This window comes from Vibrio azureus, from assembly GCF_002849855.1.
GTDB classification, from domain to species: domain Bacteria; phylum Pseudomonadota; class Gammaproteobacteria; order Enterobacterales; family Vibrionaceae; genus Vibrio; species Vibrio azureus.
Genome location: NZ_CP018616.1, coordinates 348,610 through 373,183, shown reverse-complemented (window position 1 = coordinate 373,183; position 24,574 = coordinate 348,610). Strand labels below are relative to the sequence as shown.

At 43.7% G+C, this 24,574-nt stretch carries 21 protein-coding genes; 12 read left to right on the top strand and 9 right to left on the bottom strand.

Features of this window, described 5'->3' with window-relative positions:
• The 3 genes from BS333_RS01870 to leuO form a co-directional block, all read right to left on the bottom strand.
• Positions 1–1,725, bottom strand: coding sequence for an acetolactate synthase 3 large subunit (locus tag BS333_RS01870; RefSeq protein ID WP_021709367.1), 1,725 nt, complete (start codon positions 1,723–1,725; stop codon positions 1–3).
• Between the two features lie 432 nt (positions 1,726–2,157).
• Complete coding sequence (locus tag BS333_RS01865) at positions 2,158–3,966, bottom strand: AMP-dependent synthetase/ligase (protein ID WP_033003620.1); 1,809 nt, start codon at positions 3,964–3,966, stop codon at positions 2,158–2,160.
• Positions 3,967–4,290: 324 nt separating this feature from the next.
• Positions 4,291–5,262 (bottom strand): transcriptional regulator LeuO, encoded by a 972-nt coding sequence (leuO, locus tag BS333_RS01860; protein ID WP_021709369.1) that lies wholly within the window; start codon positions 5,260–5,262, stop codon positions 4,291–4,293.
• 849 nt (positions 5,263–6,111) lie between these two features.
• Here leuO and leuA point away from each other — a divergent pair.
• The 5 genes from leuA (at position 6,112) to BS333_RS01835 (ending at position 12,057) form a co-directional block, all read left to right on the top strand.
• On the top strand, positions 6,112–7,659 hold the full coding sequence (gene leuA / locus BS333_RS01855; RefSeq protein ID WP_021709370.1) for a 2-isopropylmalate synthase: 1,548 nt from the start codon (positions 6,112–6,114) through the stop codon (positions 7,657–7,659).
• A 143-nt stretch (positions 7,660–7,802) separates the two neighbouring features.
• Positions 7,803–8,894, top strand: a complete 1,092-nt coding sequence (gene leuB / locus BS333_RS01850) for a 3-isopropylmalate dehydrogenase (protein ID WP_005430431.1) — start codon at positions 7,803–7,805, stop codon at positions 8,892–8,894.
• 185 nt (positions 8,895–9,079) lie between these two features.
• On the top strand, positions 9,080–10,498 hold the full coding sequence (leuC, locus tag BS333_RS01845; protein WP_021709371.1) for a 3-isopropylmalate dehydratase large subunit: 1,419 nt from the start codon (positions 9,080–9,082) through the stop codon (positions 10,496–10,498).
• An 11-nt stretch (positions 10,499–10,509) separates the two neighbouring features.
• Complete coding sequence (gene leuD, locus BS333_RS01840) at positions 10,510–11,112, top strand: 3-isopropylmalate dehydratase small subunit (protein WP_021709372.1); 603 nt, start codon at positions 10,510–10,512, stop codon at positions 11,110–11,112.
• A 162-nt stretch (positions 11,113–11,274) separates the two neighbouring features.
• Positions 11,275–12,057 (top strand): DUF547 domain-containing protein, encoded by a 783-nt coding sequence (locus BS333_RS01835; protein ID WP_021709373.1) that lies wholly within the window; start codon positions 11,275–11,277, stop codon positions 12,055–12,057.
• Between the two features lie 145 nt (positions 12,058–12,202).
• On the opposite strand, the gene djlA is transcribed toward BS333_RS01835, so the two are convergent.
• Complete coding sequence (gene djlA / locus BS333_RS01830) at positions 12,203–13,057, bottom strand: co-chaperone DjlA (protein WP_021709374.1); 855 nt, start codon at positions 13,055–13,057, stop codon at positions 12,203–12,205.
• A gap of 267 nt (positions 13,058–13,324) precedes the next feature.
• Here djlA and lptD point away from each other — a divergent pair, with 267 nt between their 5' ends.
• The 6 genes from lptD (at position 13,325) to apaH (ending at position 20,113) form a co-directional block, all read left to right on the top strand.
• Positions 13,325–15,670: an LPS assembly protein LptD gene (gene lptD / locus BS333_RS01825; protein WP_021709375.1), complete on the top strand. Its 2,346-nt coding sequence runs from the start codon at positions 13,325–13,327 to the stop codon at positions 15,668–15,670.
• A 57-nt stretch (positions 15,671–15,727) separates the two neighbouring features.
• On the top strand, positions 15,728–17,011 hold the full coding sequence (gene surA / locus BS333_RS01820) for a peptidylprolyl isomerase SurA (protein ID WP_021709376.1): 1,284 nt from the start codon (positions 15,728–15,730) through the stop codon (positions 17,009–17,011).
• Entirely contained in the window at positions 17,001–17,999 is a 999-nt protein-coding gene (gene pdxA, locus BS333_RS01815) for a 4-hydroxythreonine-4-phosphate dehydrogenase PdxA (RefSeq protein ID WP_033003621.1), read from the top strand. The genes surA and pdxA overlap by 11 nt, the downstream gene beginning before the upstream one ends.
• Complete coding sequence (gene rsmA, locus BS333_RS01810) at positions 17,996–18,805, top strand: 16S rRNA (adenine(1518)-N(6)/adenine(1519)-N(6))-dimethyltransferase RsmA (protein ID WP_021709378.1); 810 nt, start codon at positions 17,996–17,998, stop codon at positions 18,803–18,805. The genes pdxA and rsmA overlap by 4 nt, the downstream gene beginning before the upstream one ends.
• Positions 18,806–18,917: 112 nt before the next feature.
• Positions 18,918–19,298, top strand: a complete 381-nt coding sequence (gene apaG / locus BS333_RS01805; RefSeq protein WP_021709379.1) for a Co2+/Mg2+ efflux protein ApaG — start codon at positions 18,918–18,920, stop codon at positions 19,296–19,298.
• 8 nt (positions 19,299–19,306) lie between these two features.
• Positions 19,307–20,113, top strand: coding sequence for a bis(5'-nucleosyl)-tetraphosphatase (symmetrical) ApaH (apaH, locus tag BS333_RS01800; protein WP_021709380.1), 807 nt, complete (start codon positions 19,307–19,309; stop codon positions 20,111–20,113).
• Positions 20,114–20,261: 148 nt separating this feature from the next.
• Here the strand turns inward: apaH and folA are convergent, their stop codons facing one another.
• The 4 genes from folA to rplU form a co-directional block, all read right to left on the bottom strand.
• A complete protein-coding gene (folA, locus tag BS333_RS01795) occupies positions 20,262–20,741 on the bottom strand; it encodes a type 3 dihydrofolate reductase (RefSeq protein WP_021709381.1) in 480 nt (159 codons plus the stop codon).
• A gap of 151 nt (positions 20,742–20,892) precedes the next feature.
• Positions 20,893–22,068, bottom strand: a complete 1,176-nt coding sequence (cgtA, locus tag BS333_RS01790) for an Obg family GTPase CgtA (protein WP_021709382.1) — start codon at positions 22,066–22,068, stop codon at positions 20,893–20,895.
• 211 nt (positions 22,069–22,279) lie between these two features.
• Positions 22,280–22,537 carry a 50S ribosomal protein L27 gene (gene rpmA / locus BS333_RS01785; RefSeq protein WP_005383095.1) on the bottom strand — a complete coding sequence of 86 codons (258 nt, stop codon included), beginning with the start codon at positions 22,535–22,537 and terminating at the stop codon, positions 22,280–22,282.
• A gap of 20 nt (positions 22,538–22,557) precedes the next feature.
• Positions 22,558–22,869, bottom strand: coding sequence for a 50S ribosomal protein L21 (rplU, locus tag BS333_RS01780; RefSeq protein WP_021709383.1), 312 nt, complete (start codon positions 22,867–22,869; stop codon positions 22,558–22,560).
• Positions 22,870–23,136: 267 nt separating this feature from the next.
• Between rplU and ispB the strand changes: the two genes are divergently transcribed.
• Positions 23,137–24,108 carry an octaprenyl diphosphate synthase gene (gene ispB / locus BS333_RS01775; RefSeq protein ID WP_021709384.1) on the top strand — a complete coding sequence of 324 codons (972 nt, stop codon included), beginning with the start codon at positions 23,137–23,139 and terminating at the stop codon, positions 24,106–24,108.
• 144 nt (positions 24,109–24,252) lie between these two features.
• On the opposite strand, the gene BS333_RS01770 is transcribed toward ispB, so the two are convergent.
• A complete protein-coding gene (locus BS333_RS01770; protein WP_021709385.1) occupies positions 24,253–24,444 on the bottom strand; it encodes a hypothetical protein in 192 nt (63 codons plus the stop codon).
• Between the last annotated feature and the right edge of the window lie 130 nt (positions 24,445–24,574).

The window sequence follows — 24,574 nt, the reverse complement described above, 5'->3', positions numbered from 1 at the left end:
TTAAGTACGCTCCGTTTTGCTTAGCCACATTTTATCCATCCCTTCGCCTTTAATTTGCATCGGATAAACATGCTCTGTCTCATCAACATTGATATCCACAAAAACCAGACGATCTTTCATGTCCAATGCTTTTTGTAAACCAGCCTCTAGCTGATCCGGGCTTTCAATACGAATGCCAACATGGCCATAGGCTTCAGCAATGGCAGCAAAATCAGGAACGGAGCTCATGTAAGAATTAGAGTGGCGTCCTTGGTAAATAATGTCTTGCCACTGTTTTACCATACCTAGGAAACGGTTGTTTAAGTTAATGATCTTAACCGGTATATCGTATTGCATTGCGGTTGATAGCTCCTGGATATTCATTTGAATACTGCCATCACCGGTGACAATCACGACTTCTTCTTCAGGCAAAGCAAACTTCACTCCCATACCCGCAGGTAATCCGAATCCCATCGTGCCAAGGCCTCCGGAGTTAATCCAACGACGTGGCTTATTGAATGGGTAATACAAGGCAGCAAACATCTGATGCTGCCCCACATCCGATGCCACATAAGCATCGCCATTAGTTAGCTTATGAAGGGTTTCAATCACTTGTTGGGGTTTAATACGATCATCTGATGTTTCATAAGCTAAGCAATTACGTTTACGCCACAGCTCGATCTCTTCCCACCACGCAGCGATCATCTCATGATCATTACTGCTGCTCTGCTCGTCAAGTAAACCGACCATGGTGGCTAATACTTTCTCAGCAGACCCAACGATCGGCAGATCCACTTTGACATTTTTTGATATTGATGAGGGATCGATATCAATATGCATGACTTTTGCATTTGGGCAATATTTTTCCAAGTTGTTGGTCGTTCGGTCATCAAAGCGCACACCAATACCAAAAATCAAGTCAGCTTCGTGCATCGCCATATTTGCTTCATAAGTACCGTGCATACCCAACATGCCTAAGGAGTTCTTGTGCGTACCAGGAAAAGCACCTAACCCCATCAAAGTGCTAACGACAGGGAGGTTTAACTGATCAGAAAGGGCTTGAATGTGCTCATGAGCACCAGAAATCACGGCACCACCACCAACATAGAGCACTGGCTTTTTCGCCTCAAGCAAAGACTTTAATGCTTTCTTGATCTGTCCTTTATGCCCTGCAGTCGTTGGCTTATAAGAACGCATGGAGATGCTTTCAGGATAGTCGTAAGGAAGTTTAATTTGTGGATTCAAAATATCTTTTGGTAGATCAATCACTACCGGCCCCGGACGACCTGTAGTAGAGATATAAAAAGCTTTTTTAATCGTTTCAGGGATATCTTCTGCTTTTTTGACTAAAAAGCTGTGTTTGACGACCGGACGAGAGACACCAACAATATCGCATTCTTGAAATGCATCATTACCAATTAAGTTATTCGGAACGTTGCCAGAAATAACAATCATCGGGATAGAGTCCATATAAGCGGTTGCGATACCGGTGATCGTATTGGTTGCACCAGGGCCAGAACAAACAAGGACAACCCCTGGCTGGCCTGTCGCTCGAGCGTACCCATCTGCCATATGAGTAGCCGCTTGTTCATGCCTAACAAGCACGTGCTTAATTTTATCCGCTTTAGCGTGCAAAGCATCATAAATATCTAAAACAGAGCCACCCGGATAACCAAATATTTGCTCAACGTTCTCTTCTATCAGAGATTGCACCACCATCTCTGCGCCTGACAATAATGTTGTCATAGTTACTCTCCTTGCCAGTCCTGCGATCATATGGCCAATGATTCAGTCTGGATTTTACATAGTCTAGGTCTTATTCGTAGCCTAATCGAAATACTTCCACTTTTTCGGCTATGCCCTGCTCTTGTCATAACAAGATGCAGGTAACTCAACAAATGTAACGTTTTATTATCAACAGGTCTAATGATGCAGGAGATTGATTTTGATGAAGATATCGAAATGGTTCTAAAAACCAGCATGAAAAACTAACCATAAGTCAGCAACCAGACACTTTGTTATATCAAGATGAAAATAAAAGTTTTATATTTTTCAATGAGGGTAGAGATAAGTCGGAGGTATGAAAGGCAAGCTATGTAAAACGCCCTAACTCACAGAAAGAACTCCATGAAATTAGGGCGTTAAATTTTACGACGAGATTATAGGCTTAAAGAGTCGCTATTTCTTTTTTGACTCGTCTTTATACATTTCTTCAATCTCACCTTGGTATTTATCATTAATCACTTTACGACGCAGTTTTTGTGTTGGCGTCAACTCTCCATCATCCATAGAGAAAGCTCTTGGTAAAAGCTTGAATTTCTTAACTTGCTCAAACTTAGCCAGTTCCTTTTGTAGGTCATTGACTCGTTTTTCAAGCATTTCAACAATCTGGTGATTCTTGATCAGTTCAACTCGATCTTGATACTTGATGTTCAGCTCTTTGGCATAGACTTCTAAAGAGTCAAAGCAAGGTACGATTAACGCCGAAACAAATTTTCGAGTATCGGCAATGACTGCTATTTGTTCAATAAAGTGATCTTTACCAATCGCTCCTTCAACCACTTGCGGCGCAATATATTTACCGTTTGAGGTTTTCATCAGCTCTTTAATACGATCGGTGATAAATAAATTACCGTTTTCATCAATATGACCAGCATCACCCGTTTTCAAAAAGCCGTGCTCATCAAATGTCTTCTCAGTTTCTTCTGGCATTTTGTAGTAGCCACGCATTACCATAGGGCCACGAACTAAGATTTCGTTATTCTCACCGATCTTCACCTGTGCTCCCGGCATTGACATACCGATTGAACCAGGGTCAAAGCATTTATCATCCCAGCATGAAACCGTTGCCGTAGTCTCTGTCATGCCATAGCCAAGTTTGACATTCACCCCTATAGCATGAAAAAAACGACCAATCGTTTCATCAAGCTTGGCGCCACCACAAGGCATAAAATTAATTCGGCCACCTAATAGCGCACGTAGTTTACTCAGAACCAGCTTATCTGCTAAAGCATAAGAACGTTTTAGCATCCAAGAAGGTGTGCGCTTTTCTTGATGGCAGGCCGCCATTTTAGCACCCATATTAACCGCCCAAGTAAACATCACTTTACGGTGTATCGGTGCCTTAGAGACCTTTTCATGAATCGCTGAGAATATTTTCTCATAGAAACGAGGAACGGCACTCATGACTGTTGGTTGAACTTCACTGAGCGCTTCACGAACTTTCATCGTATCTTGTAAATAGCAGTTGGTTGCCCCTTTATATAAGACATAGAAGGTCCATGCTCGCTCAAACACATGCGAAAGTGGTAAAAAACAAAGAGACACGTCTGTTTCAGTGAGGCTCAAACGTTGATCATGGCCTTCTAACTGAGAAGAAATGTTGGCGTAATCAAGCATGACGCCTTTGGGTTGCCCTGTTGTTCCTGATGTATAGATCAGCGTTAACAAGTCATCCAGCTGTGCCTGAGCGAGGCGCTGCTCTAACTCTGCATTAAGATTGACATCGTCTTTCGCAACAAAATCATGCCAAGATATCACAAACGCATGCTCACCTAAATCAACGTCATCAGACATTGCAACGATCAATTCAAGCTGAGGACATTGGTCAAAAATGCTGATGGCCGCGTCAAGCTGAGTCTGCTCACCGACAAACAAGACTTTTACATCAGCATTATCGATAATATAAGCAGATTGTGCCGCTGTATTAGTTGGATAAATAGGTACGGTAACACCGCGCAATTGTAACGCGGCAAAATCAGCGATAGTCCATCTCGGCATATTATTAGAAAAAATACCGATCTTATCTTGGACACCAATACCTTGAGCAAGAAGTGCTCTTGAAAGTGCGTCAACCTGCTGACCAAATTGTTCCCAAGTGATCCCTTGCCATGTTGAACCGACTTTATGTTTCAGTGCAACACGAGAACCACCTTTTGCAACCTGTTCACGAATACGTTTTATGATATGAAAATCTAACTTGGCCATTTTTATTTCATCACCTTTGGGCTTACATACGTAAGCTCTTTGAGCGCACAAGTGTAACCTCGATACTCAAAAACGCAACTGACCACCGTCAAACTTCAGGCTATTCACCTTAATAAGTAGGAAGCCATATGGTTTAAAGTTTAGCACGCCCTGATAAATTACCGAGCGCATGTTTTTAACCCATTGTTTTATTTCTGAAAGAATCAACATAAAAAAAACCCTGAAAGAACATCTCCTCTCAGGGTCAATTTATTGTAAATATTAGTAATAGCGAATCAAATCTGATCAGTCGCCATTTACCGTACCGTCATTAATGAGATGTGATTAAAATACTGGCTTATTACGTGCAACCACTTCACCACATATGATCATCAGCTGATCACGAAGCCAAATGTGGCCTTTGTCTTTCTCACTTGATTCATGCCAGCTTAAGTAACCACTCACTTGCTTGTTCTCAAATGGTAAGTCTAGGATCTGTAGTTGCTCGCTGTTTACTGCATTTTCTGCCATCCAACGTGGTGCAATCGTCACCAACTCTGATTGACCAACTACATACAATAAATTGCTCAAGCTAGAACCTTCGTAAGCAGCAAGACAATCTAGCTCACGGTATGCTTGTTCAGAGAAACTACGCTGACCATGTACTCTTGATAATTTAGCGTGCTTTTCATTTAACAGTTGCTCTGCCGAGACATTGCCTTGGATGCGCGGGTGCGTCTTAGAAGCGATCGCGACCAATTCATCCCTAAAGATTTCGGTGCTTGAGAAACCTTGATCATCAAAACGTGCATAGTCAATAACAAAATCGATTTCTTGATAACGCATGCGCTCAGAGAGTAGACGATCAAATTCAGCGTCGAGATGCAGTTGAACATTAGGTGCTTGATCACTGATGTTTTCCATAATCTTAGGCGCAAAACGCATGTCACATGGGCTGCAAATCGCCAGCTTAAATAAACGCGTTGAAGATTCTGGCTGAAACACTGAGCTCGGAAGTTCATTACGAATCAATTGTAGAGCTTGGCGAATAGGACCAAATAACTGTCGAGCACGTTGCGTCGGTTGGATACCACGACCTTGACGCATGAACAATTCATCATTGAACATGACTTTAAGGCGAGCAACAGCATTACTTACTGCTGGCTGAGACATACCTAAGTTGTGTGCTGCACGAGTAATATTCTGCTCTTGCATAACCGCGTCGAACACTGTTAACAGGTTTAAATCTACACCACGTAAAGTGCTTTCCATACGGTAGCTGGCGATTGCGCTCATCGCGTCTTTTTTATCTAACATGGCATATGCCTCTTAATTGGTCGTCATCGTAGTGACAAGGAATTCGTTTTGCATAGAATCTAAATAAGCGCAAAATCTTACTTAAATTCGAGTCATTTTTTTTAATAACGCTCCGAAACGTCATTACATTTACCGCTCGGATACGTTAGTTGATAAACACTACTATCCACGAATACATTAGCCTTTAGCAACTCGATTGATAATTAATCATTAAATTTTACCCTAAACGCAAACTTTCCCTTAAATTACAGTAGTTTAAAAAAACATAAAAAATTCAAAAAAACTAAATCAAAGATTTATAAACAATTTTAAACTCCATAAACACAGATAATCACTCAAACTACAACTTATTCGCCCAACTTATGGGTAAAGATCAACACACAAACTATTTGTAAGTGTTAATAACAATTTGTATTAGAAAGAGGTAAAGAGTGATACAAAATGAAAAGCATAAGAATGCACAATAAACACATTTTTAATGTAAAGAAACACAACATTATTTCTCGAACCATCTCACTTTTTTGCAAGCATCTTGGATAAACCTCCCTTAGTAAGAATAAAAATTGTTCATAAGGGTTGACGCGCTTAATAGAGTGCGGTACTAATTTATTAACTTATTTTTGTGGAACGCTTAACATCTATGTCAGCACATTTTTCTATTCTACTTAGCCTCCTCCTCATCGTGACCAATTCGCGCGGGTAGGCTGTGGAAGAAAAATAACCACACCAATTTTTCAAAAAAAGCCCGCATGAGAATGCGGGCTTTTTTTGATATTTAAACAATGGAATTAACGATTCACTGGCACATTAATGTTCTCATTAGGTGCAAAAATCATGAAGGAAACCAACATGAATGATCAAGTCATCATCTTCGACACCACTCTACGTGATGGAGAGCAAGCATTATCAGCAAGCCTAACGGTAAAAGAAAAACTGCAGATAGCTTACGCACTTGAAAGGCTTGGTGTTGATGTTATTGAAGCGGGTTTTCCTGTTTCTTCTCCGGGTGATTTCGAGTCAGTCCAAACCATCGCGAAACACATTAAAAACAGCCGAGTTTGTGCCCTTTCGCGTGCTGTTGCAAAAGACATCGACGCCGCAGCCCAAGCATTAAAAGTTGCTGATGCATTCCGGATCCACACTTTCATCTCAACTTCAACCGTTCACGTTCAAGACAAACTACGCCGTAGCTACGATGATGTCGTAGAGATGGGCGTGCAAGCGGTAAGACACGCACGTAACTACACCGATGATGTTGAGTTTTCTTGTGAAGATGCTGGTCGAACCCCCATCGACAATCTATGTCGCATGGTTGAGGCGGCTATCGATGCTGGCGCAAGCACCATCAATATCCCCGATACCGTAGGCTACACAGTACCAAGTGAATTTGGCGGTATTATTGAAACTCTATTTAACCGTGTACCTAACATCGACAAAGCGATCATTTCGGTTCACTGTCACGATGATTTGGGCATGTCTGTTGCGAACTCTATCGCAGCCGTTCAAGCAGGTGCTCGTCAGGTAGAAGGGACGATTAACGGTATCGGTGAGCGTGCGGGTAACTGTTCTCTTGAAGAAATCGCGATGATCCTAAAAACACGCCAAGAATTCATGGGTGTACACACCGGCCTAAAACACGACGAAATCCACCGTACCAGCAAGTTGGTCAGCCAGCTTTGTAACATGCCAATCCAGAGCAACAAAGCGATCGTTGGTGCCAACGCATTTAGCCATTCTTCAGGCATCCACCAAGATGGCATGCTAAAAAATAAAAACACTTACGAGATCATGACACCTGAGTCGATTGGCCTTAAGAACCAAGCATTGAACCTAACCAGTCGCAGTGGCCGTGCTGCTGTGAAAAGCCACATGGACGTAATGGGCTATAAAGAAGAAGAGTACAACATAGATGCGTTATACGAAGACTTTTTGAAACTTGCTGACCGCAAAGGCCAAGTGTTTGATTACGATTTAGAAGCACTAATGCACTTCTCGAACTTGCGTGAAGAAGACGACTTCTACAAGTTGAACTACCTAAGCGTGCAATCTGGCAGCGTAATGGCAACCACCAGCGTCAAAATGCAATGTGGCGATGAAGAAATGTGTGAAGCTGCCGTCGGTAATGGCCCAGTTGATGCGCTATACCAATGTATCTACCGCGTGACAGGTTACGAGATCGTCCTAGACAAGTTCGACCTAACGGCAAAAGGCGAAGGTGAAGACGGTCTTGGTCAAGCAGATATCATTGCCAACTACAAAGGCCGTAAATACCACGGGACTGGCGTTTCTACTGATATTGTTGAAGCTTCAGGCCAAGCACTGTTGCACGTCATCAACAGTATTCATCGTGCCGATAAAATTGAAGAAATGAAACAAAAGAAATTTGCGACGGTGTAGCTCCTAACCCTGTGACGGTTTAACCAGATGGCAGCACCACCATTGACGCGATAATCATTGTGTCGGGGGTAGACTGAAAGCCCTACTCCTCACTCAGTTGGTTTGGAACAGCTCAAAAATTTTAGAAAACTTAAAGGATTACCATGACAGACAAATCATACAAAATTGCCGTTTTACCAGGCGACGGCATCGGCCCAGAAGTAATGGCGCAAGCACATAAAGTGCTGGATGCAATCGAAAAGAAGCACGGCATTGCGTTTGAGCGTGACGAGCACGATGTAGGTGGTATCGCCATCGATAATCACGGTTGCCCACTTCCAGAAAGCACTGTAAAAGCGTGTGAAGAGTCTGATGCTGTCCTATTCGGTTCAGTTGGCGGTCCTAAGTGGGAACACTTGCCACCCAATGATCAACCTGAACGTGGCGCCCTACTGCCACTACGTAAGCACTTCCAACTGTTTTGCAACCTACGCCCGGCGCAAATTCACTCAGGTCTTGAAGCCTTCTCACCACTACGTGCAGACATCTCAGGTCGCGGTTTTGACATCGTAGTAGTCCGTGAACTCACAGGCGGTATCTACTTCGGCCAACCGAAAGGTCGTGAAGGTGAAGGGCCAACAGAGAAAGCGTTCGACACTGAGGTGTACCACCGCTACGAGATTGAACGTATTGCAAAAATTGCCTTTGAGTCTGCTCGTCTACGTCGTAAGAAAGTGTGCTCTATCGACAAAGCGAACGTTCTACAAAGCTCTATCCTATGGCGTGAAGTGGTCGAAGAAATCGCAAAAGACTACCCAGATGTCGAGCTATCACACATGTACATTGATAACGCAACCATGCAGCTTATCAAAGACCCAGCACAGTTCGACGTAATGCTATGTTCAAACATCTTCGGCGATATCATCTCTGATGAGTGCGCGATGATCACAGGCTCTATGGGTATGCTGCCATCAGCCAGCCTAAACGAAAGTAAATTCGGTCTCTACGAACCAGCAGGTGGCAGTGCACCAGATATCGCAGGTAAGAACATCGCTAACCCAGTGGCGCAAATCCTATCTGCAGCACTGATGCTTCGTTACAGTCTAGGTGAAGAAACGGCGGCACAAGACATCGAAACGGCCGTTTCAAAAGCACTATCTGCAGGTGAGCTAACGGGTGACCTTGCCGGTGACAACCCAGCACTTTCGACGTCTGAGATGGGCGATAAGATCGCTGAGTACATCTTAAACTCTTAATACAAAACAGATTCATAATAAATACTAAATCCTCGGTCAACCAATGGCTTTCCTCTAAGTCATTGGTGCAATAGCAAGGCAGCAAGCCCATTTATATTAAGGCGTTTAGTTCGCTAAATAACTGGATAAATGGGTGTCGCTAACGCAGTTATTGCGGCAAAGGCGACGAGGAAAGGAAGCAAACAATGGGCAAAACATTATACGAAAAAGTCTACGACGCACACGTTGCCGTCGCAGCAGAAGGGGAAAACCCAATCTTGTACATCGACCGTCACTTGGTACATGAAGTGACGTCTCCGCAGGCATTTGACGGCTTGCGTGAAAAAGGTCGTAAAGTGCGTCAGGTCAGCAAAACTTTTGCCACCATGGACCACAACGTTTCCACAACCACCAAAGACATCAACGCATCCGGTGAGATGGCACGTATCCAGATGGAAACGCTATCGAAAAACTGTGAAGAGTTTGGTGTTACGCTTTACGACATCAACCATAAGTACCAAGGTATTGTCCACGTTATGGGCCCAGAGCTTGGTATTACCCTACCGGGTATGACCATTGTTTGTGGTGACTCGCACACAGCTACACACGGTGCATTCGGCTCGCTAGCATTTGGTATTGGTACATCAGAAGTTGAGCACGTATTAGCAACTCAAACGCTAAAACAAGCGCGCGCTAAAACGATGAAGATCGAAGTGAAAGGCAAAGTGGCTCCGGGCATCACGGCGAAAGATATCGTGCTAGCGATCATCGGTGAAACCACAGCAGCAGGTGGTACCGGTTATGTGGTTGAATTCTGCGGTGAAGCGATCACCGACCTTTCAATGGAAGGCCGCATGACCGTATGTAACATGGCGATTGAGCTCGGTGCGAAAGCCGGTTTGATTGCGCCAGATGAAACCACGTTCGAATACATCAAGGGCCGTAAATTCTCACCTCAAGGTGCGGATTTTGATGCGGCAGTCGAATACTGGAAGACATTAAAAACGGATGAGGATGCTCAGTTTGATGCGGTCGTGACGCTAAACGCAGCAGATATTAAACCACAAGTCACTTGGGGGACGAACCCAGGCCAAGTAATCGCGGTAGATCAACCTATCCCAGTACCAGAAAGTTTTGCCGACCCAGTAGAAAAAGCCTCGGCAGAAAAAGCATTGGCTTACATGGGGCTAGAAGCAGGAAAATCACTTTCAGATTACAACGTAGACAAAGTCTTTGTTGGTTCTTGCACTAATTCACGTATCGAAGACATGCGCGCAGCAGCCGAAGTAGCCAAAGGACGTAAAGTTGCTTCTCATGTTCAAGCGCTGATCGTTCCTGGTTCTGAGCAAGTAAAAGCACAAGCGGAAGCAGAAGGTTTGGACGTTATCTTTAAAGAAGCGGGCTTTGAGTGGCGCCTACCAGGTTGCTCAATGTGTCTAGCAATGAACAACGACCGTTTGGGTCCACATGAACGTTGTGCGTCTACTTCAAACCGTAACTTTGAAGGCCGCCAAGGTCGTGATGGTCGTACTCACTTAGTCAGCCCTGCAATGGCAGCGGCAGCGGCCATTGCCGGTCACTTTGTCGATATTCGTGAATTCACTTCTTTTAATAAACAGGACTAGGGAGAATAATCATGTCAGGTTTTAAACAACACACTGGTTTGGTTGTACCTCTAGATGCAGCCAACGTCGATACCGATGCGATTATTCCAAAGCAATTCCTACAAAAGGTTTCTCGTTTAGGTTTTGGTAAGCATCTATTCCATGATTGGCGCTTCCTAGATGACGCTGGCGAACAGCCAAACCCAGAGTTCGTGATGAATGCGCCACGCTACCAAGGCGCATCTATCTTATTAGCGCGTGAAAACTTCGGTTGTGGCTCATCTCGTGAACACGCACCATGGGCACTAGCGGATTACGGTATCAAAGCGATGATCGCACCAAGCTTTGCCGATATTTTTTACGGTAACTCGATCAACAACCAAATGGTGCCAGTGCGTTTGACAGAGCAAGAAGTGGATGAAATATTCCAGTTTGTTGAAGCAAATGAAGGGGCAGAAGTCGAAGTGGATCTAGAAGCCAATGTCGTTCGTGCTAATGGCAAAGAATACGGCTTTGAAATTGACAGTTTCCGTCGCCATTGCTTACTCAACGGTTTGGATAATATCGGTCTCACTCTTCAGCACGAAGACAAGATTGCTCAATACGAAGCGAATATTCCAAGCTTTTTAAGCTAAAAAAACAGCTTAAGCTGATTCAAATAACCACTGAAATAGTAAAAGGTTGGCACTCACCAACCTTTTATACCCAAGTCTCTCGACGATGCTTTACAAATTGGCACAAACTTTCAAAATAAACAGTTCAATACGCCCAGCACAAACTCATCTACAGGAGAGTCAATGAAACGCCTACTATTACTCTTGTGCACGTTAATTTCATTTTCCCTATTTGCAGCACCAAAAGCAGAGCTTTGGCCTTATTGGCAACAATCTAATGAACAAAACAACGCTGAGATTTCACATAAGATATGGCAACAATTACTTGATCGTTATTTGATTCAGCAAGACGAGAATACGCTATTTCAATATAAAAACGTCTCTGCAGACGACAAAGTTCAGTTAAAAAAATATATTCAACACTTAGCAAACTTGGATCCTTTGCAATACCGTCAAGCTGAACAATATGCCTACTGGGTTAATCTCTACAATGCGATTACGGTAGATCTGATCTTGGATAACTACCCGCTAAAATCGATCACCAAACTGGGTGGGTTATTTACTTTCGGGCCTTGGGAAGAAAAGATCATCAAAATAAACAATAAGGATCTGACACTCAACGATATTGAGCATCGAATCTTGCGACCAATTTGGCAAGATCCAAGGACACATTATGCTGTGAACTGCGCCAGCTTAGGCTGCCCCAATTTACAAACTCAAGCATTTACCGCCGACAACACTCAAGCCATACTCGAAAGTGCCGCTAAAACATTTATCAACAGCAGCAAAGGCGTATTAATCCAAGGAAACACGGCACAGCTGTCTTCTATCTATGATTGGTTTGCAGCGGACTTTGGTGGAGAGAAACAAATCTTCAACCACATCGTGAAGTACGCACCGCAATACACAAACTTCTCAGGCAAGGTGAAATACGGATACGATTGGAACCTGAATCAAGCCGACTAGAGCGCTTAAAAATAGGTCAAAGAGCATTTGGATCTCCATAACCCAAAAGCAACTCACCAAAAGAAACCAGCGAACCAAATATCCATTAAGGAACAAAAAAGGGTACTGAGTACCCTTTTTGCGTGAGATGTGAAGAACAAAGCGCTTACTTGAAGCCTTTGACCTTTTTAATCAGATCGTAAGCATTTTGAATTTCCTGAGATTTTTCTTTAGCGACATTCATCATTTCTGGAGGTAAGCCTTTCGCTATCAGCTTATCTGGGTGATGTTCATTCATCAGTTTACGATAGGCCCGCTTAACCGTTTTCGCATCGGCATCAGAAGTCACATCAAGGATTTTATAGGCATCGGACAGTTGCTCTGCAGGCGAAGTTTGTTGCCAACCCGCTCCTGACGATTGACGTTGGTGTTGGCCTTGAAAACCACCTTGGCTTTGAAAACGAAAAGCGGCTTCTTGCATTTGTAAACGTCGTTCAAGTTGCTCCGATGAAAAGCCTAATCCACGAGCAATTTTATGTAGGACATTTCTCTCGTTTGGATGAAGTGAACCATCGGCAAACGCTGCTGAAACCTGTAGCTCAAGGAAAAACTGCAACAAATCAAAACGGCCACCCGATGAGGCTTTTACTTTGAGCAACGTTTCTTCCAAAGGAAACGCACTTTCTTTGCCTTCTCGAAACGCATTTTGCGCGGCTAAGCGCTGCTCGCCATATAAGCTCATACGATCCATCATTGCCGAAGCAAGTTGTATCTCTTCTTTTGTTACTTGCCCTGTCGCTTTTGCCACATGGCCCATTACTGCAAATGCAGCTTTAAAAAACTCTTCTTGCCGTTGAGATGTATTTGGTCCTTTGCCAAAACCGCTATTGGAAAAACCGGCCTGATTTAAACGACGTGCTTTATCAAATTGGTGGCCAACAAACAGGCCAAAAAGAAGCCCCCAAGGTCCCCCAAGCAACAAACCAAAAAAGGCGCCCAATATTTTGCCAAAAATATGCATTTTGTGTTCTCTATCTATGAATTTTTATCAACGATGACGGTCTTTTAGTGCCTGACGCGATGATTTCCTTTATGATAAAGGGATTCGTAATTTAAAATCTGGCAATATGCCTGCTTATCTTTACAGCTATTTTATAGCGGCATGATGTTATAGCAAATCTATGTTCAGAGATAATGGCAACTATAGCCCATTCATTTAGCTATAATGCGAGATAATATTAGCCCTCTATAGCTATCGAGTAGCAGTGACACAGGAAAGTTCAATTCAATGCAACATTTCTCCCGCACATTAATAGCAGCCTCTATCAGCAGCGCCTTGTTCGTATCACCAATCCAAGCAGGCGTTCATACCGATAACAGTGTGCAGGAAAAGCACGCTTCAGATCAATGCTTAACTGAATCGGAGGGTGATAATACGGCCCAAGATATTCCCGTTACAGTACAGGCCGATAGTTTAGAAGCCGTTAATGGTGAAAAAGCGTTATATTCTGGTAATGTCCAAGTCACCCAAGGGGCAAAAACCATTACTGCAGATAGCCTCACTCTGCACCAACCAGACAATATCATTGTGGCAGAGGGAAATGTTACATTCAGTGATGGTCAGGTGATTGAAGCACGTTCTGATCGAGTCACCAATAATCTTGATAAAGAAACCTTCTCGTTAGAAAACACCGACTATCAGTTTTTATGTCAACAACAAGGACGTGGCAGTGCAGCCTATATTGCACGCACAGGGCAATCTTTGTATGAGCTAGAGGACGGCTCCATCACCTCCTGCCCGGCTGGAGATAACGCTTGGCGTATGGTCGCTTCTGAAATCGATATTGACCAAAATGAAGAAACAGCCACGTTACACCATGCCCGCTTTGAAGTACTGGATGTGCCTGTTTTATATGTACCTTATCTCTCGATGCCAATTGGCGACAGTCGAAAAACGGGCTTTTTGTACCCGTCTATCTCTTACGGCTCTAACGATGGTATGGAGTTTGAAATCCCTTACTATTGGAATATTGCCCCGCAATACGATATGACCATTACGCCACTTTACATGCAAAAACGTGGTCTAAAGTTAGATTCTGATTTTCGTTACCTGACAGACGGATGGGGAAGCGGAACCGTAAAAGCGGAATACATCAACAAAGATGCAAAATACAATGATGACTCTCGTTGGGGTTATCAATTCAAACACCAAGGCATTGTTGACACACACTGGGCGCTTAAAGCTGATTACTCCAAAGTCAGTGATATTGAGTATTTCCAAGATCTCAGTTCCGATATTGGTAACCGTGAAGACGGCCAACTGATTCAAGAAGGACAAGTTAAGTACCGTTCTGACTTCTGGGATGCGTCGGTAACCGTTCGTGATTTCCAAATTCTCGTTGAAGACAGCAATAAACCATACCGATTACTACCACAGCTAGAGCTCAACTATTTTACTCCTCTGTGGGGAGAACACCTTAATTTTGATGTCAAAAGTCAATTGAGCCGCTTTGAAAGTGATTATCGCTATAAACCCAATGCCACTCGCGTGCACGTTGAGCCAGGAATAACGATGCCGCTTTCAAATACTTGGTCAACTTGGGTGACCGAAGCTCGCTTATCAACGACTTACTACTCTCAAGACTTGACACAATGGACGGACGACAACCTTGATAGCCGTGTATCAAGAGTGATTCCAGAGTTTCGCTCCCATGCTCAACTTCATCTAGAGCGCGCGACCAGTTGGTTTGAAGGCTACACGCAAACTCTTGAACCACAGATCCAGTATCTGTACGTTCCAGAAGAAGATCAGTCAAATATTTATGACTATGATACGACCCAATTACAATCAGACTATTATGGCTTATTCCGTAGCCGTCGCTTCAGTGGTATCGACTTTATCGCTGCCGCAAATCAACTAAGCTACGGTGCGAGTACGCGCTTTTTTGATGATGATTATAAAGAACGTTTAAACATCTCGTTTGGCCAAATTTACTACTTCAACAAAGATGTTAAGTTCTCTAAAAAAGATTCGGTCACGTCGGACTCAAGCGCAACCAATTACTCATCTTGGGCGATGGAAGCGGATTTCAACTACAACGACAATATCTTCTACCACGGTGGGCTGCAATATGATGTTGACTTAGGTGACATGCAGTTGGCAAACAGCACACTAGAATACCAATTTGACAAGGGATTTATCCAAGGTAACTACCGCTATGTCACGTTAGAGTACATCGAAAACTCTATTGCAATGAAGAATCTTGACACCATCACACGCAAAGGTATTTCTCAAGCGGGTATCGTGACTGCTTATGACTTAAATGATAATTGGTCGGCAAGTGGTCAATATTACTACGACATCAATGAACAGATCGATCTCGAGTGGCTGGCAAGCTTACGCTACCAATCTGACTGTTGGTATATGGGTCTCACCTACTCGAATCAGCTATTAGGTTGGGATAATAACATCATCGGCAGTCAAGGTTCGAAACCACAATACGAAGACAATATCAGTGTTAACTTCGGGATTCGTGGCTTTAGTACTAATGAAAGTCATACCACTGCAGCCAATGCACTTAATAGCTCGGACAACGCAATAAAGTACGGTCGTCCATTCTACTTGAACAATTAATCGAATTAAGCGTCTAAATAGTTAGATGCTTAATTTCTATGAATGATGGAATTTTTAATGAACATTTGGAAACCACTATTACTTACCGCATTACTCTCTTCGGGAGCAATGGCTGCGCCTGTTGAGCTAGATAAAGCAGCTGTTATTGTTAATGATGGCGTTATCTTACAAAGCGATATCAATACTGCCATGAAAACTCTACGAGCGAATGCAAAACAAAGTGGCACCGAACTCCCACCAGCTCATGTCTTAAAAGAGCAAGTGTTAGAAAAATTGATCTTAGACGCACTTCAACAGCAAGAAGCACAACGTATTGGTGTGCGCATTGATGATAACCGGTTAAATCAAGCCATTGCTGAAATTGCTAACAAAAACCAGCAGAGCATAGAACAACTTGCTGCAGCGGTTCAAGCCGAGGGACTCAGTTATTCCGAATTTAGAGAGCAAATTCGAAAAGAGCTCTCAGCTTCAGAAGCCCGTAATGCCTTAGTTCGCCGCCGCATCAATATCCTGCCTGCTGAAGTCGACAATCTAGCAGAGCAGTTGGGTCAGCAGACCAATGCCAGCGTACAATACAAGATTGGCCACATTCAGCTCCGATTTGAGGATGATACAGATAAATCAGAGCTCGAAGCACAAGCTAAGGCTTTGGTTAAAAGACTCAAAGCAGGTGAAGATTTCTCCACCATGGCTTATACCTACTCAAAAGGTCCAAAAGCTCTACAAGGTGGCGATTGGGGCTGGATGCGCAAAGAGGAAATGCCAACCATTTTCGCTGATCAGATCAACATGCAAAACAAAGGCAGTATCATTGGGCCTTTCCGCAGTGGTGTGGGCTTCCACATATTAAAAATCGAAGATGTTAAAGGTTTAGAAGCGGTTGCCGTCACAGAAGTTAATGCACGACATATCTTAATTAAGCCCACCGTTATCCTCAGTGATGAAGGCGCCGAGAAACAACTTAAAGAGTTTATCCGCCGCATCAACGCTGGTGAAGCAAGTTTTGCTGAATTAGCAACACAATATAGCCAAGATCCTGGCTCAGCCGCTCAAGATGGTGAGCTTGGCTACCAAACGCCTGACTTATACGTTCCAGAGTTCAAACATCAAGTTGAAACGCTACCAACAGGAACAATCAGTGAACCTTTCAAAACGGTTCATGGTTGGCATATTGTCGAAGTACTCGATCGCCGCCAAGTTGACCGCACTGATGCAGCAATAAAAAATAAAGCCTATCGTATGCTGTTCAATCGTAAGTTTAATGAAGAAGCAGGAGCATGGATGCAGGAACTTCGTGCTAGCGCCTTCGTTGAAGTTTTGGATGAAAACAATGACGACTAATTCAATCAGAAGAATCATTGTGACTGCTGGCGAGCCAGCAGGTATTGGCCCTGATTTGGTGCTCGCCCTGTCAAAAGAAAACTGGGCCCACCAGATTGTGGTCTGCGCTGATAAGAATATGTTGCAGGAGCGCGCTCAGCTTTTAGGCATCGATGTTCAACTGACTGATTACAATCCAAAGTTACCACCTCAGCCTCAACAAGCAGGCACATTAATTGTTCAACATATTGCACTTGCTGAACAAACCGTTGCGGGTCAGCTCAATGAGGCTAATTGCCACTACGTGTTAAAAACACTAGAAAGTGCCGCTTTAGGCTGTATGAATAATGAATTTGATGCTATTGTCACGGGTCCTGTGCATAAAGGAGTGATCAATCGCTCTGGCGTCGCTTTTAGTGGCCATACTGAGTTTTTCGCTGAAAAGTCGAAAACACCGTTAGTCGTGATGATGCTCGCCACCGAAGGGCTGCGCGTTGCATTAGTAACAACACATATCCCTCTGGCTTACGTGTCTAAAGCTGTCACCCCAGAGCGACTAGAAAAAGTGATCGATGTTCTACACCAAGATCTCGTCGAAAAGTTTGCTATCCCAACGCCAAAGATCTACGTCTGTGGTTTAAACCCACACGCAGGGGAAGATGGGTGTTTAGGCAATGAAGAGATCGAAACGATCACTCCAACATTGGAAAAAATACGGCAAGAAAAAGGAATAAATCTGATTGGTCCATTACCAGCAGATACCATTTTCAACGAAAAATATTTAAACGATGCGGATGCAGTATTAGGCATGTATCACGACCAAGTGTTGCCTGTATTAAAATACAAAGGCTTTGGACGTTCCGTTAATATTACTCTTGGTCTACCTTTTATAAGGACTTCGGTGGATCACGGTACTGCACTTGAGCTGGCAGGGACAGGCCAAGCGGATACAGGGAGCTTCCGAACAGCGCTCACACATGCGATAGAATTGGTAGAGAAGAAACAATGAGAAATGATGTCCACTTAGGACACAAAGCGCGTAAACGTTTTGGTCAAAACTTCCTTAACGATCCCTACATTATTGATGGTATCGTCTCAGCAATTAACCCTCGACCAGGTCAAAACTTGGTTGAAATTGGTCCAGGCCTTGGCGCAATTACTGAACCTGTTGGGCGAGAGGTGGATAAATTCACCGTTATCGAATTAGACCGCGATCTTGCTGAGCGCTTACGCAATCATCCAGAACTGGCTGATAAACTCACTATCCACGAAGGCGATGCTATGCGCTTTGACTTCGAACAATTAGTGAAACCAAACAATAAACTGCGTATTTTTGGTAACTTACCTTACAACATCTCAACACCGCTGATGTTCCACCTATTCGAATTTCATAAAGACATTCAAGATATGCACTTTATGCTGCAAAAAGAAGTGGTCAATCGTTTAGCGGCAGGCCCAGGCAGCAAAGCTTACGGACGCTTAACGGTTATGGCGCAGTACTATTGTAAAGTCGTGCCAGTACTAGAAGTTCCACCAACCGCGTTTGTTCCGCCACCAAAAGTCGACTCTGCAGTCGTTCGCTTGGTGCCTTACGAAGAGCTGCCTTACCCTGCTAAGGATCTTCGTTTACTGGATCGTGTTTGTCGTGAAGGCTTCAACCAACGTCGCAAAACCATACGCAACTGCTATAAATCACTCCTGAGTGCAGAAATCTTGGAAGAGCTTGGTATCAATCCAAGCATGCGCCCAGAGAACTTAACCCTACAACAGTTTGTGGCGATGGCTAACTGGTTAGCCGATAATCCACAACATTAATACCTCCGTTTATCAGCCTTACCTTTATTGGGCTGATTTCCAAGTGGTGCCTTCAGCTTGCACCACTTGGGTATATACTTTATTGATATGATAAGCTTTTCGAGGAGTGAATATGGACGTCATTCAACCTTGTATCAAGATTCAAGTGCATACCAAATACATTGAAGAACAGTCTACCCCTGAGCAATCCCGCTTCATTTTCGCCTACATCATCACGATTAAAAACCTGAGCCAGCAAACCGTACAACTGATCAGTCGAAGTTGGCTCATTACCGATTCCAACGGTAAAAAAATGACGATAGAAGGAGAAGGTGTGGTCGGGCAACAACCATTCATCTCAGCTAATGACGAATACACCTACAGCAGTGGCACGGCATTAGAAACCCCTGTCGGTGTCATGCAAGGACATTATGTTATGCGAGATGCACAGGGCCGAGAATTCTTAACCGAGATCGATCCTTTCCGCCTTGCTATCCCCAATGTCCTAAATTAGGAGAAAGAATGGCCACTTACATCGTTGGTGATATTCAAGGCTGCTTGGATGAATTACAGCAACTGCTCGTACAGGTAAACTTTTCCCCCCTCCACGATCAACTGTGGTTAGCGGGAGATCTTGTTGCTAGAGGGCCTAAATCACTAGAAACACTTCGCTTCATCAAATCTCTTGGTCATAGTGCAACGGTTGTCCTTGGCAATCATGATCTACATTTACTGGCCGTTGCTCATGGTCTTAAGCCCGTCAAAGAGAAAGATCAAACGGCAGCAATCTTATCTGCACCTGACAAAGAGGCATTACTTAGTTGGCTGACAAAACAACCACTTTTGGCTGAACATCATGACTTTGTTATGTGTCATGCTGGGATTTCTCCTTTATGGGATCTCTCAACCGCAAAGAGCTGTGCACGTGAGGTAGAGCAAATCCTACAAAGTGACCAACTGGTATGGTTACTAGAAAATATGTACCAAAATCAGCCAGATCAATGGAGTCCCTCACTGGCAGGTTTAGATCGCTACCGCTATACCATTAATGCGTTAACACGTATGCGCTTTTGTCACCCTGATGGACGTTTGGATATGGACTGCAAACTGCCCCCTGATGAGGTTTCAGCCCAGGAGTTGATCCCTTGGTTTCAACTTCCCCAACGCATTGAATTAGGAAAGTCGGTTCTGTTCGGCCACTGGGCAGCATTACAAGGACACCTTGATGAGCACGTTATTGGCTTAGATACCGGATGTGTATGGGGAGGCGCATTAACCATGATACGTTGGGAAGATAAGCAGATATTTACCCAGCCAGCACTCAGTTAGTAGCTCTCCCATAAGTGCAGTAAAATCATAATGCTTGAGGCTGAACCACTCGACTTCAAGCAGATATATACCCAAGTGACTTCAAGATGCTTGGTTCAGAGCCAGGTCATTCGGGTATACCTCAGTAATATTGAGATAATGGGGTCTATTACTTTTCTAAAATAGTAAAACGCATACTGTAGGCATTTTTTTCATCCGCTTGAAACACTTCTGAATAGGCTTCTTTAAAGTCCTTGCCCCAATCAGGAAATTGGGTATCGCCTTCGATTTGAGCTTCAATATGAGTAATATAAAGTTTGTCTGCGATGGGTAAACATTCCGTATAAATCGCCCCACCACCAATAATCATCGCCTCCTCAACTTCACCTGCTGCATCCAGTGCTTGTTGGATTGAGGTAACGGTGGTGACCCCTTCAATGACTAACGAAGCATCACGGCTAATAACGATATTTAAACGGCCGGGCAAAGGACGCCCAATCGATTCATATGTTTTACGTCCCATAATCACAGGCTTACCCATTGTACAACGTTTAAACCATGCGAAGTCGGCAGGAAGGTGCCATGGCATCTGATTATCTTTACCAATAATTCGATTGTCTGCCATTGCCGCTATCATACTAATGATCATGTCATGTCCTTCAGTTATGGAGTTCAAGTTATAGAAATTAAATGATGGAGATTAAATTACAAAGCGTTCCAAAGAAACTCAAGCCACAGTGAGTTATTCGGCTAATAAAAAAGCCGCAACATATATTGCGGCTTTTTGAATCATTTAATGATCAATCACGGACGTAAACGACATGGCCGTCATCTTCTTCATCGTCCCAGTCATCCCAATCATCGTCATCATCTTCGGTGATCACGTCTTTACCAGCCATCGCATCTTTGTGGTAATCGTCCCACATGAAGTTAACTTTGTCTTCTTCTGCGACTTCTTCCTCTTCACGAGGTAAGTTTTCCATAAAGTCAGCCAGTTTGTAACATAACTCCTTAGTGCCGTTGCGGTTGATCGCTGAGATCTTAAAGTACTCATCTTCCCAACCTAGCGCATCCAAGATCGCTTGGATCTTTTCATTAGCCTCTTCTTCTGGCATTAAGTCTGTTTTATTAAATACTAACCAACGTGGTTTATCCGCTAGCTTCTCACTGTATTGCTCAAGCTCGTCAATAATCGTCAGTGCATTTTGAACTGGATCGGATTGATCAATCGGCATGATATCAATCATGTGTAACAGTACACGACAACGCTCTAAATGCTTAAGGAAGCGAATACCTAGCCCGGCACCATCGGCAGCACCCTCAATAAGGCCAGGAATATCTGCAACGACAAAGCTCTTCTCAGGAACGACACTCACGACACCCAAGCTCGGAATAAGAGTGGTAAACGGGTAATCTGCTACTTTTGGCTTTGCAGCGGATACTGCACGAATAAACGTTGATTTTCCTGCATTTGGCAAACCAAGCATACCAACGTCGGCTAACAACAATAGCTCAAGACGAATTTCACGAACTTCACCTTTTGTACCCAAGGTTCTTTGGCGAGGAGCTCGGTTTACCGAAGATTTAAAGCGCGTGTTACCAAGGCCGTGCCAACCGCCTTTAGCCACCATGATTTTTTTACCATGCTCGGCAACTTCTGCAACGATTTCATTGGTGTGAATATCAACCGCACGAGTACCAACCGGAACACGTAAAGTAATGTCTTTACCGCGTTTACCTGTACAGTTACCGCCACGGCCGTTTTCACCGCGTTCAGCTTCGTAAAAGCGTTGGAAACGGTAATCAATAAGGGTATTTAGGTTTTCATCGGCTTGAATATACACATCACCGCCATCACCACCATCACCGCCATCAGGGCCACCTTTAGTGATGAATTTTTCACGCCAAAAACTGACGACACCACTGCCGCCATCACCAGCTTGAACTTTTACTACCGCTTCATCTACGAACTTCATCTTTCACTCCGACTACTTCGTGCGTGGATTTAATCTGATTTGCCATCAAACAATTTTAGCAGATGACAGATCTAAGCTCCCAGTAACATTATGCAGCTGTGCTAACAAGAAACTTCGATATGTCGACTGCCATAAATAAAAAACCCCGCCGAATCGGCAGGGCTTTTGAATTCAGCTATCTTGCTTTAAGATAATCAACCGTAAGGTTAAATTACTCAGCTTCGATGCTTACAAACTTACGGTTTTTAGGACCTTTCACTTCAAATTTCACTTTACCTTCAGTAAGAGCGAAAAGAGTGTGGTCTTTACCGATACCTACGTTGTTACCAGCGTGGAACTTAGTACCACGTTGACGAACGATGATGTTACCTGCAAGAACAGATTCACCACCGAAACGCTTAACACCAAGGCGTTTGCTTTCTGAATCGCGGCCGTTACGAGTAGAACCACCAGCTTTTTTGTGTGCCATTGTTAAACTCTCCTAATAGATTAAGCGTTGATACCAGTGATCTTCACTTCAGTGAACCACTGACGGTGACCCTGTTGCTTACGAGAGTGCTTACGACGACGGAACTTAACGATTTTGATTTTATCGCCACGACCGTGTTGTACAACTTCAGCAACAACTTTGCCGCCCTCAACAAGAGGAGCACCAACTTTGATGTCTTCGCCGTTAGCAACAAGAAGAACATTATCAAATTCAACAGTTGCACCAGTTTCAACGTCTAATTTCTCTAAACGAAGAGTTTGACCTTCGCTTACACGGTGTTGTTTACCACCAGATTGGAAAACAGCGTACATATTTTACTCCGCTTTTTCCGCACAGCCTGCAATCATATATGAGCTAGGGTGTGCGCTAAACTAATCATCAATAGGGCGCAGATTCTACAGAAGAGATGCCCTTATGACAAGCCATATTTTTAAAAAATTGGCGAAAAGCTAATCGCCAAAGAAAAGTGCGTCAATGATGCCGTTTAGCCATGTATTAATCAACGTTTTTTAGTGTATGATTCGACGATTACACAAATAGAATAAGCCTTGTAGGGTCTAACTTCAGCCGGATATACGATGGATTTTAAAACTATCCAAGCGCTTACTGCCGATGACATGGCAAAAGTGAATGAAACAATTCAAGCTCAATTGAACTCCGATGTCTCTTTAATAAATCAACTCGGATTTTATATTGTAAGTGGTGGAGGCAAGCGTCTGAGACCGTTGCTTGCTATTTTGTCCGCACGGGCGCTCAATTACCAAGGTCATGGCCATACCATGGCAGCTGCATTTATCGAGTTCATTCATACAGCAACATTATTGCATGATGATGTTGTTGATGAATCCGACATGAGGCGCGGCAAGGCAACCGCGAATGCTGCCTTTGGTAATGCAGCAAGTGTGTTGGTCGGTGATTTTATTTACACCCGTTCATTTCAAATGATGACTGAACTAGGATCAATGAAGATCCTCAAACTGATGAGCAATGCTGTAAACGTCATTGCTGAAGGTGAAGTTCAACAGTTAATGAACTGTAATGATCCCAACATCACCGAAGAAAACTACATGCAAGTTATCTACTCTAAAACTGCACGATTATTCGAGTCTGCTACCCAAATTGGCGCCATTCTTAGTGATGCGTCAGAAGAGGTCGAACTGGCGATGCAAAATTATGGTAAATATCTTGGCACCGCTTTTCAGCTTATTGATGATGTCATGGACTACACGTCCGATGGTGAAGATATGGGGAAGAACGTCGGAGATGATTTAGCAGAAGGAAAACCTACCTTGCCTTTACTCCACGCAATGCGTCACACCACCCCAGACAACGCAGCCATGATTCGTGAAGCGATTGAAAAGTCGAACGGCATGGAACATCTAGATGAAATTTTACAGGTGATGAAGCAATCTGGTTCACTTGAATACACGACCCAGAAGGCACTTGATGAGGCGGATAAAGCTATCGCGGAACTCAAGGTTTTACCCGAATCCGAATACAAACAGGCACTGATAAGTTTGGCTCATATGGCGGTTAAGCGAACAAAGTAGTGTGTCACTTTCAAGCAATAAATGAGACCCGTGTGTATTAGATATGCTTAATGATATGTCTTAACACGACAAAAATGCCTAACACATCGAAGGAAGGCAAAAGCCGACTTATCTTCGATGTGTTAGGGCTGCCGTGAAAATAAATCAATAATACTGATGACACCCTCCATGCAACTGTGGGTTTTCCTCTATTTCATCAAAGCCTAGTGCAAGTTGCTCTTCTGACCCTTGTTTAGCGAGTAGTACCATCTGTGCTTCTCTATCGACAACCAAAATGGTCCCCACCCCTTGTTGACACTCTACTATCAACCCTTTATGGACACGATTTGCTTCCATCGTTTGCTCCTTTGGTTACTTTTTGGATCCAAAAATACCTTTAGGCTAGAAGATTAGTACGTAGTGATAGCGTCAAGGATCAAAAAAGCCGAGCACTCGCGCTCGGCCTTGTCGATAGAATAATCGAACG